Origin of the sequence: Providencia heimbachae ATCC 35613, from assembly GCF_001655055.1 — a bacterium.
Lineage (GTDB): Bacteria > Pseudomonadota > Gammaproteobacteria > Enterobacterales > Enterobacteriaceae > Providencia > Providencia heimbachae.
Genome location: NZ_LXEW01000047.1, coordinates 91,607 through 108,229, shown reverse-complemented (window position 1 = coordinate 108,229; position 16,623 = coordinate 91,607). Strand labels below are relative to the sequence as shown.

Genomic DNA, 16,623 nt, shown 5'->3' with positions numbered 1-16,623 from the left:
TACTGAAGTTAATGACAAATTGCTTCAGCTTCTTCATATAATGACTCAGGTGAAAAATCTTTAGGTACAGTATATTTGATAATGCAATCATCAGCATTTGGCGATCTTAATATAATATCCTTACCAATCTGTTCATTACTTAACAGTAAATTACCTTCCCCCATAATAGTGCCCATATAATCACTGGTTTTATTTAAAACACTTCCACCAAAAGGGACAAACTCACCGTTTGGCATTTTAATACTAAGTAATAGCTGTCTCATTTTGGTTGAGTTAATTTCTCTTGTTATTACAGATCCTCTCGCGACTGCCACATCAAAAGAAGTGGTATCTAAACGGACATTAAGAGGTAAGTTTTCCGTATTCAACTGCACCGTAGATTGTTTATTTTCAGGTAACGATGAAATTGCAGCTGTACCAAAATGATTTGTTATTGTTGTACCACTACCTAATGAATTAACTCTTACTCCTGATTCATTAGGAATATAAACAATCCCAAATGTATCTCCTATTGGTACTGATGATGTGGCAAACAATCCATTTGAATAAGCTAACCCACCCGAAGCAGAAGCCATTAAAGAGCGTGTATTATTTTGTAATATTGAACCTGTAATAGCGATATTACTATAAGCGTTGGTATTATTAACGCTACCATTAACAATTTGTGTACCATCGTTACGGCCAACACCCACGGAATAACGCCAGTTATCATTGACTCGCTGATTATAATTTGCCATCGTCATTGTTTTATCTTGGTAATGCTGACTCTGAATACTAATATTACTTTTTTTACTTAATGGCATTGAGGCATTAATAAAAACTCGACTATCTTGGCCATCTCCTGTTTGGTAATTCACATTCAAAGAAACATCTGCAATTTTTCTACCATAACCCACAGAATAAGAAACCGTATCAGACTTATTGTCATAAAAATGATTATGGCTAAAGCTACTACTAAACCTTCCCCAAGTAATATCTCCCCAACTTGCAAATAATGAAGAGGAAGTCTGCAATTCTCCGCTAAACCAGTTGTTGGTTTGTTCATTAACATCTATTTCATGCGTATCTTTTAATAGTGAACTCTCAAGCGTTGGGAACTGATTTGTTCGATATAATACAGATGCTCCAACTGACGTTTTGTCAAAAGCAATTGACGTATTAAAATCAACTTGTTCACCACGTTTTTTATTATTTCGGCTACTTTGGATACCCAAACCACCCGTAATTGGTGACAATACGCCAAAGGATGAATTTACGCGCCCACTCATTGCTTGGTATTTATCAGAATAAAGCATGCCAGCAATATAGTTTGCGTATTTATTCTGCATGCTCATCTCTGCACTACTGATGAGCGGTTTTTCTACCTTTGACTCACCACGACTACGATATTGCCCAGAGCTAAACAAATAAGATATTGGTGATGACACTCCATTCATTTGGTTAGCAGTTACAACCTGAAACTTCTGCTGTTCGCCATTATCCTGTACCACCGTAATATCTAAAGGCGTTCCAATGACGACATTATTAATTTTATTTAACTCAAAAGCCCCAGCAGCTACAATTGTTCGATATAATAATCGGCCATTTTGCTGCACTTCAACCGTTGAAGGTGAACTGGCAAACCCCGTAATTGGCACTACTAAATTACTCGTCGATTGCAAAGAACTATCAGAATATACCTGAATACCATCAATTGGTGTTCCACCAAAAAAAGCACCTTGAATATTCAGTTGTCCCATCTCGATTTGGGCATTAATAGCTTCAATACTCCGTGATAAAATAGTTTCATTAAATTGGTATTCTGAACGAGAGTCTCCCACTGACATGCTACTATTATTTCTCAAAATCCAATTATTCCAATTTAGCCCTGTTTCAAATTCACCTTGATAGAACCTTTGGTTATAGTTTCCATTAATTTCCATACCATACATTTGATAATTACTGACAATACCAAAGCCACCATAAGTTAGCTCACGTCCCTGTAATTTAGGATCTAGATAATTTTCTGAAACGATGAGATCGATTTTAAAATTACTAGGATGCAGTATTATTTGGCCATTTGGAAATACCTGCTGAAAAGGGTTACATCCTTCCAATAAATTAATTTTTTTTAATTTTAGTTTTGTCATCAATTTATCATTAATACAAAGCTCACCATTTTCATTGATTTCTATATTTTCTGTATATTCAGCACTACTATTCAGCTTTATAGTAACATCATGATTTCCTGGTAAAAACTGATTACCTTTCATAAAAAATTCGGCAACCTCAGTTCCATATCCTAATGATTTAAGTGAATCAATATCAAAGTTAGTTAATACTGACGAAGGTGCTTCAGTCCTATTTTCCACTTTAGATGCAATCGCATTATTTATATACAGAGCAATAAAAATCAAAAATGGGTAGCAATAAGAAATTTTATTTTTCTTATACATTATCGTTTCTTATTTCCTAATTAATTTTTTAATAGTAAAAATCAAATTCCAAATGAAAATATAATATCTGCACTACCGTCAAAATCAGCACCATCAATAATTGGGCCATTTGTTTCTGTAAGGTTATTCAAAATAGGCTTAACGGCTATATTAAGTGAAAAAACCTTTCCAACTGATAATGAGTTATCGCTATTTAACCATGTATAACTTTCATTTTTTAATACAGTTAAACCTTTTGTTGTTTTTGATTGACTTATATTATTAATCGCACCTAAACCTACTAAATCCCCATCAACTTTAAATTGATTTAGTATTAGTTGATAATTACCTAATTTACCATGAGTATTAACCTGACCCAATCCAAAATTATTTTCAATACCTATCGATGATGTATCCACTCTATTATCAGAAAATCGTACTGATAATTGAATTGAGGTATTACAAACAACCTGCCATGTTTTTACGACCTCAGGTATTTCCATTTTTTTTGTTGCATGAAATAGGCGAGCATGTATCTGATTAAATTGATACTGCCCACCATCAGGGATAATTATCTCACATGATGGAGGTGATTCTATTTCTGCATTAATATTTCTATTTTGCAAACTATACGAATATACAAAATCACTAAAAAAAAAATTACACAAGAATAGAATCGATGATTTTTTAGCTGTGATTGCGCTAAATAAATGCATATATACCTCAACCAATTAACAACTAAAAAATATAATTATTTATACACCAAAATTAAACGTAAGAACAACTTCTCCTTGATAATTAACTTCAGAGGCAAGATCAATTCCTGAAGCGGTCAATCTATCAATTGAATCGATGTATGTCGCCTCATTATTTATTGAAAAAGCAAAAACCTTTCCTGACTTTAATACTTTAAATAATTCAGCATTCGATGCTAAATCATTTTCTGATTTTGACCAACCTGTTAATGCATTCTTATATAACACCATTACATTAGTGTTACCTGATGGCAATACTGCAGAAATATAAGCCTTATTTGAATCTACTTTAATATCAGTATATGAAAACAAAATCGAACCAATAGATTTTTCCGTTTCTTTAGATGAGACTAATGAGAAATAATATGGATATTGAGACATACTACTCCCTGTGCTTGCATAAGCATCTGATGTTTTAAACGTTAAATACGTTTCCGCATCACAAATAACAGTAATTTCTTTTTTAACTTTTTCAAGTTTAGATAAATCATAGCTACTAGACTTCAATAAAAATTTTGGTGAAATCGTTGGTAATGAAAAAATAATATCGGATTGACTCGCACCATTAATTAAACAAGTCGGCGGTTTAATCTCCCCTAATACATTAATATTCGCAGATGTATTTGCAAATACCGTAGGTGAAACCAACATCGCAGATAAAATAATTTTTTTAATTTTCAAACCATAACCCTCAATAAATTAGAATAGATATAGCGATATATCTATTCTTTTTAATTTTAAAGTGCAAATGCAAATGCTAAGGTTGCATGACCATCTAGTTTAGCTTCACCTGAGCTAGATTTTAATGCCGCATTCAATGTCGGTGTAACATCAAAATCAGCAGCAAACACTTGACCCGCTTTCAGAGCACTAACAGATGTTGCCCAACCTAATTTTTTTGTTTTATCAACATTAAGTAGTGTGTTATAAGTGGCTCCATTAGAAATCCCGACTGCTAGTGCATTATCAGTTGGGGTTGCTTTCACGGTAGCATTTTTCATTGTAATAATGTAATTACCAATTTTTTTATCGGTATCAAATAAGCCTAATCCAAAATTGGTATTCGATACAATTAAAGCTGAATCGGCTCTGTTATCTGTAGATGAAAAGGTTAAATAAGTCGCTGCATCACAAATAACTTCAATATTATTTCTTTTCCCATCAACAGTTAAATTACCTGATAATGGAAACATTTCTGGTGAGATAGTAAAAACATATTCAAAATCCACTTCATTCTGCCCTTGAATACTACAAGTTGGAGGTGCAATCGTACCAACTACTTTTAAGTTAGCAACAGGAGCCGCTGATAATGCAGCGCTTGAAACAAAAGTTAAAGATAATGCAATAATTGTTTTTTTAAACATGATTTAATCCTAAATAAAAATTATATTTAAACAAACAAAATAAACTTATTAACCTATAAATTAATAGGTTAATAAATAGAAGTATTTTTCATTTGTTTTCATATCGACTAAAAGTGAATTAATTCCCATCACATTAATTAATCAGATGGCCAGTATTATAAACATAAAATATTAAATTTAACATTAGTACAATTATGCATTAATATCGATACTTTAAATTATTACATAATATTTCAATATATTTCACCATACAAAACAAACAAGTAAATTTAGTACATCGTTTAATGATATTGCTCTAACCATCATTAACACTAAAGATGTACAAAAAAGAATGGTAATAAAGTACTTAATTTTAAATTAATCGTATTATTTATTTTAATAATAATATATAACATATATACTCATCAAACGTGTTTTTTCGGGGCTTTAATCTTGACATAATATTACAAGAAGATTTTAACTTACCATATAAACCAACCACTTATCGTTTTAAAGTGTAAAAGGTTAAAAATAAAACCTTTAATAAATAATAGGTTTCCACACAAATAGAATAAATCTCACTCTAATAGTTCGAAAACCAGTTACACATTATAGGTGTAACTGACAATATAAATAACTATTCAAGTATATGACCATCAATTATCGATTGTCTTTTTACTATATAATTAGATTTTAACGTATACTTCCGACTACCTTTTCTAATCTAATTCTGATATAAAAATAATAAAAGTAAAAAATAATTCCAATTTAATCGATAAAAATACAATCGAAATATGACATATAAAATAAACAAAAAAGCCAGATTGAAAATTCAATCTGGCTTTTTATTTATTTTATTGCCTTAACGTATTATCGACTTTACGCCGGTAATACCGCTATACAATTAAACTGCTGTTTGGAAAATAACACCGTCTGCTTTTTCAGTATATTGAGCAAGCTGATCAAAATTCAAATAACGGTAAGTATCTTCCGCCGTTTCTTCAACCTTGTTCATAAACTGTAGGTACTCATCTGGTGTCGGTAGTCGACCTAACAGAGAAGCAACCGCAGCCAATTCCGCTGAGGCAAGGTAAACGTTAGCCCCGGTTCCTAAACGGTTAGGGAAGTTACGGGTTGATGTCGATACAACTGTTGCACCATCAGCTACACGTGCTTGGTTACCCATACATAATGAGCAACCCGGAACTTCAATACGTGCACCACTCTTACCAAAGACGCTGTAATAGCCCTCTTCTGTTAACTGAGCCGCATCCATCTTCGTTGGTGGCGCAACCCATAAACGTGTTGGCAATTGACCTTTATGCGAATCTAACAATTTACCAGCAGCACGGAAATGACCGATGTTCGTCATGCAAGAACCGATAAAGACTTCATCAATTTTTTCATTTTGAACATCAGACAATAAACGCGCATCATCTGGATCGTTTGGCGCACACAGAATAGGTTGTTTGATGTCATTCAAATCGATTTCAATAACTGCCGCATATTCAGCATCTGCGTCGCCTTCAAGCAATTGAGGATCTGCTAACCAACTTTCCATGCCTTTAATACGACGTTCTATTGTACGACGATCACCGTAACCTTCCGCTATCATCCATTTTAATAAAACAATATTTGATTGCAGGTATTCAATAATAGGTGCTTGATCCAGTTTGATAGTACAGCCTGCCGCAGAACGTTCCGCTGAAGCATCCGCTAGTTCAAATGCTTGCTCAACTTTCAACTCAGGTAAACCTTCAATTTCCAAGATACGACCAGAGAAAATATTTTTCTTACCTTTTTTCTCTACGGTCAGTAAACCGTCTTTAATCGCATACAATGGGATAGCATGAACGAGATCACGCAGCGTAATTCCCGGTTGCATTTCACCTTTAAAGCGTACTAATACCGACTCAGGCATATCCAACGGCATCACGCCCGTTGCAGCAGCAAATGCCACTAAGCCAGACCCTGCTGGGAATGAAATACCAATTGGGAAACGCGTATGTGAGTCACCACCAGTACCGACAGTATCTGGTAATAACATACGGTTTAACCAAGAGTGGATAATTCCGTCGCCCGGACGCAGGGAAACACCACCGCGATTCATAATAAAATCAGGTAATGTGTGGTGAGTTGTTACATCGACAGGTTTAGGATATGCGGCGGTATGACAAAAAGATTGCATCACTAAATCAGCAGAGAAACCAAGGCAAGCTAGATCTTTCAGCTCATCACGCGTCATTGGACCCGTTGTATCTTGTGAGCCAACCGATGTCATCTTAGGTTCACAGTATTCACCAGGGCGAATACCTGAACGGCCACATGCACGACCAACCATTTTTTGAGCTAATGAGAAACCGCGATTACTTTGTGCTACAGATCTAGCATGACGGAATATATCCGTTGTACCTAAACCTAATGATTCACGTGCTTTACTGGTTAATCCCCGACCAATAATCAATGGGATACGCCCACCTGCACGAACTTCATCAATCAACACATCCGTTTTCAGTTCAAAGGTTTCGAGCAATTCACCCGTTTCATGGTTGCGTACTTCGCCTTTAAATGGATAGATATCAATGACATCACCCATATTCAGTTTCGATACTTCCACTTCTATAGGTAGCGCACCTGCATCTTCCATAGTATTAAAGAAGATAGGGGCGATTTTACTGCCTAGCACCACACCACCACCGCGTTTATTTGGCACGAATGGAATATCGTCACCCATAAACCACAGAACTGAGTTAGTTGCAGACTTGCGTGAAGAGCCAGTACCGACAACATCACCAACATAGGCGAGAGGAAAACCTTTCTTATTTAGCGCTTCTATTTGTTTGATTGGGCCAACATTACCGGCTTCATCAGGCACAATACCCTCACGCTCGTTTTTCAACATTGCAAGCGCATGCAATGGAATATCGGGACGTGACCATGCATCTGGTGCAGGTGATAAATCATCGGTATTGGTTTCACCAGTAACTTTAAATACAGTGACTGTCATTTTTTCTGCTAGCGCAGGACGCTGCGTAAACCACTCGGCATCGGCCCATGATTGAATAACTTGCTTAGCATGCGCGTTTCCTGCCTTTGCTTTCTCTTCTACATCATAGAAGTTATCGAACATCAGCAAGGTATGAGAAAGTGCTTTTGCAGCGATTGGTGCAAGCTTGGTATCATCCAAAGCATCAATCAGTGCATGAATATTATATCCACCCTGCATTGTACCTAGCAATTCAATTGCTTTTTCAGGGGAGATTAGGGGAGAGGATGTTTCGCCTTTTGCGACTGCGGCTAAAAATCCAGCTTTGACATACGCTGCTTCATCAACACCAGGGGGGACGCGGTTGGTTAGCAGGTCTAACAAGAAATCTTCTTCACCTTTGGGTGGGTTTTTTAGTAACTCTACCAGTGCAGCTACTTGTGACGCATCTAATGGTTTAGGGACAATCCCTTGTGCGGCACGCTCGGCTATGTGCTTACGGTATTCTTCTAGCACGACGTTCTCCTCGCTTCATTGTAATTGTATACCCGGCTGTCCGCACCATGCTGAAAAAATAATCATCCGGTGCCAGGTCAGAGGAACTTGCTCGCATAATCTCAATGGCGGTAAAATTATGTCCAGCTTCGGGCTCTCAGCATAGCAGAATTTAAACGAAATGTTAATTCATTCACAAGAAAGCAACATTCATCTACTAACTTCAAGTCTTAACACTTAATTACAGGTCATTTTTTAACTTAAGGGATTATAAATAATCATAAAAAGTAAAAAAGACCATACTTTTTATAATGCATTTCTGCATTTAAAGCACCCTATTTTGTGGGTTTTCTCTTCAGACATCACAAATTATATTTATTACCGTAATTTTATTTATATTACTAATTGATAAGGTAAATCATTGCGATTGGTTTTAATTTTATTAAAGGATTTTATGGATTTTAATGGTCTTTTAAGTTCAATCGGATTAGTGAGGGAAGCAATAAAGAAAGAGTCTAGAAAAATTCAGACTCTAGAATTACAAAAATAGATAAAAAGAACTATTCAGGATCTTTCTCTGCTAAATATCGAAGAATCGCTGAGATATTTTTTAAATTGTAGCGGACTAAAATATCTTTTTCTTTAGCCTCGTATAGCGTCCTATAATCATCTTCTAACTGCCCTATGTCTAGCTGTTGTGGATCATTATAAATATCATAAAGAGATTCTGCTGGTAAGTTCCAATAAAAATCAGAATCCAGCTTAATGCTCTCTATTCCGTGCGCTTTCATTTCATCGAAGATTGTATTAATCGTATCTTTAAGTACATTGAGTTCTATGTTCATAATTTATCCTTTTTTAATTTTATTTATATTTTCTTTAAATATTTTAATTTCGTGTTCTCAATGCCTAATCCGACCGTCAATAATTTTTTGTCTAGCTATGGTATTTGGAGCATTTTTTAGGTGACCTAAATTATCAAATGCATCTGGATTACGCTTATAAGCAGTTAATTTTTCTTCATGCAATCTAACTTGCTCCCTAAGCGAATGAACAGATCGTCTATCAGAAATGCTTAATTACCTGTCACTATTGTTACTGTCGTCAGGATCCCATTCGGGAGGAATAACTGAACCCGCCCCACCTAATTCAACTTTATCTGAATTTGAAAGATCTTTTCCAACATAAACGTAAAAAGCCAATGTGTTTCCACATTGGCTTTTATCAATTTTCATGACAAACAGTCAACTAAAGAGACCATTTATCAATGCGACTTAAGAAATTATTTTTTCTTTTTCGCTTTTGCATTTGGTAAATCAGTGATGCTACCTTCATAAATTTCAGCAGCCATACCGATTGATTCGTACAGTGTTGGGTGAGCATGAATAGTCAGCGCTAAATCTTCTGCATCACAACCCATTTCAATTGCTAGGCCAATTTCACCGAGTAATTCACCACCGTTAACACCCACAACCGCACCACCGATAACACGGTTAGTTTGTTTGTCAAAAATCAGCTTAGTCATACCTTCAGCACAGTCAGATGCAATTGCACGGCCTGATGCAGCCCATGGGAACGTTGCAACTTCGTAGCTGATGTTTTTCTCTTTAGCTTCTTTCTCTGTTAAACCAACCCAAGCAACTTCTGGCTCAGTGTAAGCAATTGATGGGATCACTTTTGGATCAAAATAATGCTTCAGACCCGAGATCACTTCAGCGGCAACGTGACCTTCATGAACACCTTTGTGTGCTAACATTGGTTGACCAACGATATCGCCGATAGCAAAGATGTGAGGAACGTTAGTACGCATTTGTTTATCAACATGAATGAAACCACGGTCATCAACTTCAACGCCTGCTTGGCCTGCATCTAAGTTTTTACCATTAGGCACACGACCGATAGCAACTAATACCGCATCATAACGTTGTGGCTCAGCAGAGGCTTTTTTACCTTCCATTGAAACATAAATGCCGTCTTCTTTCGCTTCAACAGCGGTCACTTTCGTTTCTAACAGTAAGTTGAATTTTTTACTGATTTGCTTAGTGAATACTTTAACAACATCTTTATCAGCAGCTGGAATAACTTGGTCAAACATTTCAACCACATCGATTTGAGAACCCAGTGCATGATACACAGTTCCCATTTCTAGACCGATGATACCACCACCCATAACCAATAGACGCTCAGGAACTTCTTTCAGTTCTAACGCATCGGTAGAATCCCAAATACGTGAGTCTTCATGTGGGATGAATGGTAATTGAATTGGACGTGAACCTGCTGCAATGATCGCATTATCAAAATTGATAGTTGTGCTGCCATTTTCGCCTTCAACAACCAGAGTATTAGCGCCTGTAAATTTGCCAAGACCGTTAACAACGTTAACTTTACGGCCTTTGGCCATACCCGCCAAACCACCAGTCAGTTGGTTAATAACTTTTTCTTTCCATGTGCGAACTTTATTGATATCGGTTTTTGGTTCACCAAAAACGATACCATGCTCAGCTAAGGCTTTTGCTTCTTCGATGACTTTTGCTACATGCAGTAAAGCTTTAGAAGGGATACAACCTACGTTTAGACAAACTCCACCTAGAGTTGAATAACGTTCAACCAAAACAGTTTCTAAACCTAAGTCAGCGCAACGGAAAGCCGCAGAATATCCTGCAGGGCCTGCTCCAAGTACAACGACTTGGGCTTTTATTTCAGTACTCATCATGACCTCTTTTTGTTTTGTCCAGCAGGGTAGCCGAATAAACGAATTTTCTACTGGGAAAGTACACACTAAAAGCAGTTTACAGAATTGTTAACACCCTGAAAAGGCTCATTCCGTGATGTAACTCCCAACCTTTCGCAGCAATAGCAAAAAACGCTGCCCCAGCCTAAATAAAACAGACCGGCCTATCAGCCGGTCTTATTAATTACATCACTAGGCGACGAATATCGCTCATCAACTGTCCAACTAAGGTGATGAAGCGAGCGCCATCAGCGCCATCAATCACTCGATGGTCAAATGAAAGTGACATAGGCAGGATTAGGCGTGGTACAAATTCACTACCATTCCAAACAGGCTTCATCGCTGAACGAGATAGACCCATAATGGCCACTTCTGGTGCATTAACAATCGGTGCAAAACCGGTTGTACCAATACCACCAAGGCTCGAAATAGTGAAGCAACCGCCCTGCATATCAGCCGCAGTTAATTTACCTGCACGTGCTTTCTTAGACACTTCGCCTAATTCACGAGACAGTTCCATAATGCCTTTTTTGTTAACATCTTTGAAAACAGGAACAACAAGGCCGTTTGGTGTATCTACTGCAATACCGATATTAATATATTTTTTCAGGAACAGACGCTGTGCATCTTCTGAAATAGAGCTATTGAAACGTGGCATTTCTTCTAAAGCACGAGCAACCGCTTTCATAATAAACACCAGCGGCGTGATTTTCACACCAAGCTGTTTTTTCTCAGCTTCTTTATTCTGCTGTTTACGGAACTCTTCAACTTCAGTGGTATCAACATCTTCCATCAATGTAACATGCGGGATCATAACCCAGTTACGGCTCAGATTTGCACCAGAGATTTTTTGAATACGACCAAGTTCGACTTCTTCAACTTCACCAAACTTGCTGTAATCAATTTTCGGCCATGGCAGCATGCCCGGTAAACCGCCACCTGCAGCAGCAGGAGACTCAGCACGCTTAACTGCATCTTTAACGTAAGCTTGTACGTCTTCACGAAGGATACGACCTTTACGACCTGTACCTTTAACTTTTGCTAAATTAACACCAAATTCACGCGCTAAACGACGAATAACCGGCGTTGCATGAATATAAGCATCATTTTCAGTAAACTCATTTTTGCTATCAGCGGCTTTTGCTGGTGCAGATGCAACCGGAGCTGAAGGCGCTGGTGCGGCCGTTTGTGCTGCTGGAGCAGCAGTTGGCGCAGCCCCTGCAACTTCAAAGGTCATGACCAATGAGCCAGTTTTTACTTTATCACCAGTCGCAATTTTGATCTCTTTAACCGTACCGGCAAATGGTGCAGGTACTTCCATTGAGGCTTTATCGCCTTCAACGGTAATGATCGATTGCTCAGCAGATACAGAATCACCAACTTTAACCATGATTTCAGTAACTTCTACTTCATCGCCACCGATATCAGGAACGTTAACCTCTTTAATTGCAGAAGCTGTAGCTGCGGCAGGAGCCGCTGGAGCTGCAGATTGTGCTGGCGCCGCAGTGCCAGAACCTGCAACTTCAAATACCATGATTAAAGAACCTGTTTGAACTTTATCGCCTGCTGCAATTTTGATTTCTTTAACTGTACCTGCAAATGGCGCAGGAACTTCCATTGAGGCTTTGTCACCTTCAACGGTAATGATGGATTGCTCAGCAGATACGGAATCACCGACTTTAACCATGATTTCAGTAACTTCTACTTCATCGCCACCGATATCAGGTACAGCAACTTCTTTCAATTCTGCCGCTGCTGGTGCCGCGCTCGCGACTGGCGCAGTTGGTGCTTCTGCAGGCGCAGGTGCAGCAGCACCGCCTTCCGCTTCGAAGACCATCATTAATTTGCCAGTGGTAACTTTATCACCAACTGCAATTTTAATTTCTTTAACCACACCCGCTTGTGGAGATGGGACTTCCATAGAAGCTTTGTCACCTTCAACTGTAATAAGTGATTGTTCAGCTTCTACTTTATCACCAACTTTAACCATTATTTCGGTGACTTCAACTTCATCAGCACCGATATCAGGTACTTGGATTTCAATAGACATTGATTATTACCTCTTATGCCAAACGTGGGTTAACTTTATCTGGGTTGATGTTATATTTTTTAATCGCTTCTTCAACGACTTGAACATCAATTTCACCACGTTTAGCCAATTCACCTAACGCTGCAACTATCACATAAGTTGTATCCACTTCGAAGTGGTGACGCAGGTTTTCACGACTATCTGAGCGACCGAAACCATCTGTACCAAGCACACGGTAATCGCTAGCTGGGACATAAGTACGAATTTGCTCTGCAAACAATTTCATGTAGTCAGTTGATGCAACAGCTGGAGCATCATTCATTACTTGAGCAACATATGGAACACGTGGTGTTGCAGATGGGTGCAGCATATTCCAACGCTCACAATCTTGACCATCACGTGCCAGCTCAGTAAATGAAGTTACGCTATAAACATCAGAGCCAATACCATATTCTGTAGCTAAAACATCAGCAGCTTCACGAACATGGCGCATCATTGAACCTGAACCTAACAGCTGAACTTTCCCTTTCTTACCTTCTACTGAAGCCAGTTTATAGATACCTTTACGGATACCGTCTTCAACACCTTCAGGCATTGCATGCATGTGGTAGTTTTCATTCAGAGTCGTGATGTAGTAATACACGTTCTCTTGTTTCTCACCATACATACGCTCTAAACCATTTTGCATAATGACAGCAACTTCATAAGCATAAGCTGGGTCATAAGAAATACAGTTAGGGATCGTCAGAGATTGAATATGGCTATGACCATCTTCATGTTGTAAGCCTTCACCGTTAAGTGTTGTACGGCCTGAAGTACCACCAATTAAGAAGCCACGAGCTTGTTGGTCACCTGCAGCCCACATCAAATCACCAATACGTTGGAAACCGAACATTGAGTAGTAGATATAGAATGGGATCATCGGTAAGTTGTTGGTGCTATAAGACGTTGCAGCCGCTAACCATGATGAACCTGCGCCAAGCTCATTGATACCTTCTTGCAGAATTTGACCTTTAGAGTCTTCTTTATAGTAAGCAACTTGCTCACGATCCTGCGGGGTATATTGCTGTCCTTTCGGACTATAAATACCGATTTGACGGAACAAGCCTTCCATACCGAAAGTACGTGCTTCATCCGCAATAATTGGGACTAAACGCTCTTTGATAGAGTTATTTTTCAACATTACATTCAAAACGCGAACAAACGCGATCGTCGTTGAAATTTCTTTAGATTGTTCTTCAAGAAGCTGACTAAAATCTGACAGTGCTGGAATTTCCAGTTTTTCTTCAAATTTCGCACGACGAGCAGGTAAATAACCGCCCAGCGCTTGACGGCGCTCATGCAGATATTTGTGCTCTTCTGAATCTTTGTCAAAGGTGATGTATGGCAGATTTTCAATTTGCTCATCAGCAACTGGTACATTGAATTGATCACGGAAGTGGCGCACGCCATCCATGTTCATTTTCTTCACTTGGTGAGCAATATTTTTACCTTCTGCCGTTTCACCCATACCATAACCTTTGATGGTTTGCGCTAAAATAACAGTTGGTTGCCCTTTAGTTTCTTGAGCTTTTCTGAATGCAGCATAAACTTTCTTAGGATCGTGACCACCACGGTTCAGTGCCCAAATCTCATCATCAGACATATCTTTGACTAATGCGGCAGTTTCTGGGTAACGATTAAAGAAGTGTTCGCGAACGTATGCGCCATCACGTGATTTAAATGTTTGATAGTCACCATCAAGGGTCTCGTTCATCAATTGAACAAGCTTGCCGCTGGTATCTTTACGCAGCAGTTCATCCCAACGGTCACCCCACATAACTTTGATAACTTGCCAGCCAGCACCATTAAAGATACCTTCTAGCTCGTTAACGATTTTCCCGTTACCCGTCACTGGGCCATCAAGACGTTGCAGGTTACAGTTAATAACAAAGACAAGATTGTCGAGCTTATCGCGAGTAGCGATAGTAATCGCACCTTTAGATTCTGGCTCATCCATCTCACCATCACCTAGGAAAGCATAAACGCGCTGTGCTGAAGTATCTTTCAGGCCACGGTTATCAAGATATTTTAAGAATTTAGCTTGATAAATAGCATTAATTGGACCCAGCCCCATTGAAACAGTCGGGAACTGCCAGAAATCAGGCATTAGCTTAGGATGTGGGTAAGAAGACAAACCATTACCACCAATTTCTTGACGGAAATTATTCATCTGCTCTTCAGTTAATCGACCTTCTAAAAAGGCACGTGCATAAATACCTGGGGAGATATGGCCTTGGAAAAATACAAGGTCGCCGCCATCATTGTTATTATGAGCACGGAAGAAGTGGTTGAAGCAAACTTCATATAACGTTGCTGCGGATTGGAATGATGCCATGTGGCCACCCAATTCCAGATCCTTTTTAGATGCGCGCAGAACAGTCATAACTGCGTTCCAGCGAATTGCAGAGCGAATACGGCGCTCTAAATCCATGTTGCCAGGGTATGCAGGTTCATCTTCAACAGCAATCGTGTTGATGTAATCAGAACGACCAGATGCACCAGCAGCAATGTTAACACCGCCTTTACGCGCTTCGCTTAATACCTGTTCGATAATAAACTGAGCACGATCAACACCTTCTTCACGGATGACCGATTCAATCGCCTGTAGCCAGTCGCGAGTTTCAATCGGATCCACGTCATTTTTTAACATATCTGACATGGTGTATTCCTTATCTGTTATCTATTTTATATGGTTATGTGGAGCCTATCTTCCCGATACTTTCCCTTTAATCTTTAAAAATAAAGGGAAGATAGGCCCTGATGTAATTGCCGCTTTAATACTCAAATAGAGCATTCACCGTAATATAGACGCAGCAGTCAGACTCTATATTACGAATTCAAATCAGGATGTTGCTGTAATCGCCGTAATGAACGTTCTCGCCTTGTTTGCTCACGACTTATATCCAAGAGTAAATCTTCTATAAAGGCTAAGTGACGATGAGAAGCTTCTCGCGCCTTTTCTGGTTCTCTAGCCATTATAGCGGAGAAAATCTGAGCTCTATGTTCACTAACTGCTTTATACATATCTTTACGGGTATATAAGAACTCGAAATTTTGACGAATGTTTTGCTCTAACATAGGGACCATACAGCGTAATAAATGCAATAAAACGACGTTATGAGCTGCTTCAGTCACAATCAGTTGATATTGTAATACCGCATCTGACTCTGCTTCTAACTCATCGCCTTGCTGCACTTTTTCTATTAATTCATAACTTTGACGAATCCTCTCTAAATCTTCTTCTGTGCCACGCAATGCAGCATAATAAGCGGCAATACCTTCAAGGGCATGGCGAGTTTCAAGGAGATCAAATTGAGATTCGGGGTTACCAGCAAGTAATTCAGCAAGTGGATCACTAAAACTTTGCCACATTTGTTTTTGAACAAAAGTCCCACCGCCTTGGCGGCGCGATAAAAGCCCTTTGGCTTCTAATGTCTGAATTGCTTCACGCACTGATGGTCTGGAGACGTCAAACTGTTTTGCCAGTTCACGTTCAGGAGGCAGCTTTTCGCCGGGGCGTAAAGTCCCCTCGAAAATAAGATGTTCAAGCCGTTGCTCTATCACATCGGATAACTTTGGTTGGCGAATTTTACCGTAAGTCATAATCTGCCATGTTCATTAGTGAGTAATTATTGATTACGTATTACCCAGTGTTAATTGGTAATACCAATTTATTTATGGATTAATAAAGTAACAAAGTATTCACTATCTGTCCATAAAGACCTTGAGCTAAATCATAAAATTCTGCAAATTTTAACAAATTATTTTAAATTTTAGCATGATTTGATAACCAAACTTGTATTCATCAACACGCATATTTAACATTAA

The 16,623-nt window shown here is 38.5% G+C and carries 11 protein-coding genes; all 11 read right to left on the bottom strand.

The window, feature by feature from the left end:
• Positions 1-8: 8 nt before the first annotated feature.
• A complete protein-coding gene (locus M998_RS16695) occupies positions 9-2,435 on the bottom strand; it encodes a fimbria/pilus outer membrane usher protein (RefSeq protein ID WP_068445637.1) in 2,427 nt (808 codons plus the stop codon).
• A 41-nt stretch (positions 2,436-2,476) separates the two neighbouring features.
• The gene (locus tag M998_RS16690) at positions 2,477-3,130 is read right to left on the bottom strand and encodes a hypothetical protein (RefSeq protein ID WP_068909896.1); all 654 of its coding nucleotides are present in this window, start codon (positions 3,128-3,130) and stop codon (positions 2,477-2,479) included.
• Positions 3,131-3,169: 39 nt separating this feature from the next.
• Positions 3,170-3,850, bottom strand: a complete 681-nt coding sequence (locus M998_RS16685) for a hypothetical protein (RefSeq protein WP_082913044.1) — start codon at positions 3,848-3,850, stop codon at positions 3,170-3,172.
• A 56-nt stretch (positions 3,851-3,906) separates the two neighbouring features.
• Positions 3,907-4,533 (bottom strand): fimbrial protein, encoded by a 627-nt coding sequence (locus M998_RS16680; RefSeq protein WP_068445641.1) that lies wholly within the window; start codon positions 4,531-4,533, stop codon positions 3,907-3,909.
• A gap of 883 nt (positions 4,534-5,416) precedes the next feature.
• Positions 5,417-8,014, bottom strand: a complete 2,598-nt coding sequence (acnB, locus tag M998_RS16675) for a bifunctional aconitate hydratase 2/2-methylisocitrate dehydratase (protein WP_068909894.1) — start codon at positions 8,012-8,014, stop codon at positions 5,417-5,419.
• 539 nt (positions 8,015-8,553) lie between these two features.
• Positions 8,554-8,838, bottom strand: a complete 285-nt coding sequence (locus M998_RS16670; RefSeq protein WP_068909893.1) for a hypothetical protein — start codon at positions 8,836-8,838, stop codon at positions 8,554-8,556.
• A gap of 234 nt (positions 8,839-9,072) precedes the next feature.
• A complete protein-coding gene (locus M998_RS19950; RefSeq protein WP_269459835.1) occupies positions 9,073-9,195 on the bottom strand; it encodes a hypothetical protein in 123 nt (40 codons plus the stop codon).
• Between the two features lie 80 nt (positions 9,196-9,275).
• On the bottom strand, positions 9,276-10,703 hold the full coding sequence (gene lpdA, locus M998_RS16665) for a dihydrolipoyl dehydrogenase (RefSeq protein WP_111750932.1): 1,428 nt from the start codon (positions 10,701-10,703) through the stop codon (positions 9,276-9,278).
• A gap of 205 nt (positions 10,704-10,908) precedes the next feature.
• Complete coding sequence (gene aceF / locus M998_RS16660; protein WP_068909891.1) at positions 10,909-12,774, bottom strand: pyruvate dehydrogenase complex dihydrolipoyllysine-residue acetyltransferase; 1,866 nt, start codon at positions 12,772-12,774, stop codon at positions 10,909-10,911.
• Positions 12,775-12,787: 13 nt separating this feature from the next.
• Entirely contained in the window at positions 12,788-15,454 is a 2,667-nt protein-coding gene (aceE, locus tag M998_RS16655; protein ID WP_068445655.1) for a pyruvate dehydrogenase (acetyl-transferring), homodimeric type, read from the bottom strand.
• Positions 15,455-15,624: 170 nt separating this feature from the next.
• On the bottom strand, positions 15,625-16,398 hold the full coding sequence (pdhR, locus tag M998_RS16650) for a pyruvate dehydrogenase complex transcriptional repressor PdhR (RefSeq protein ID WP_068445657.1): 774 nt from the start codon (positions 16,396-16,398) through the stop codon (positions 15,625-15,627).
• Positions 16,399-16,623 lie beyond the last annotated feature (225 nt).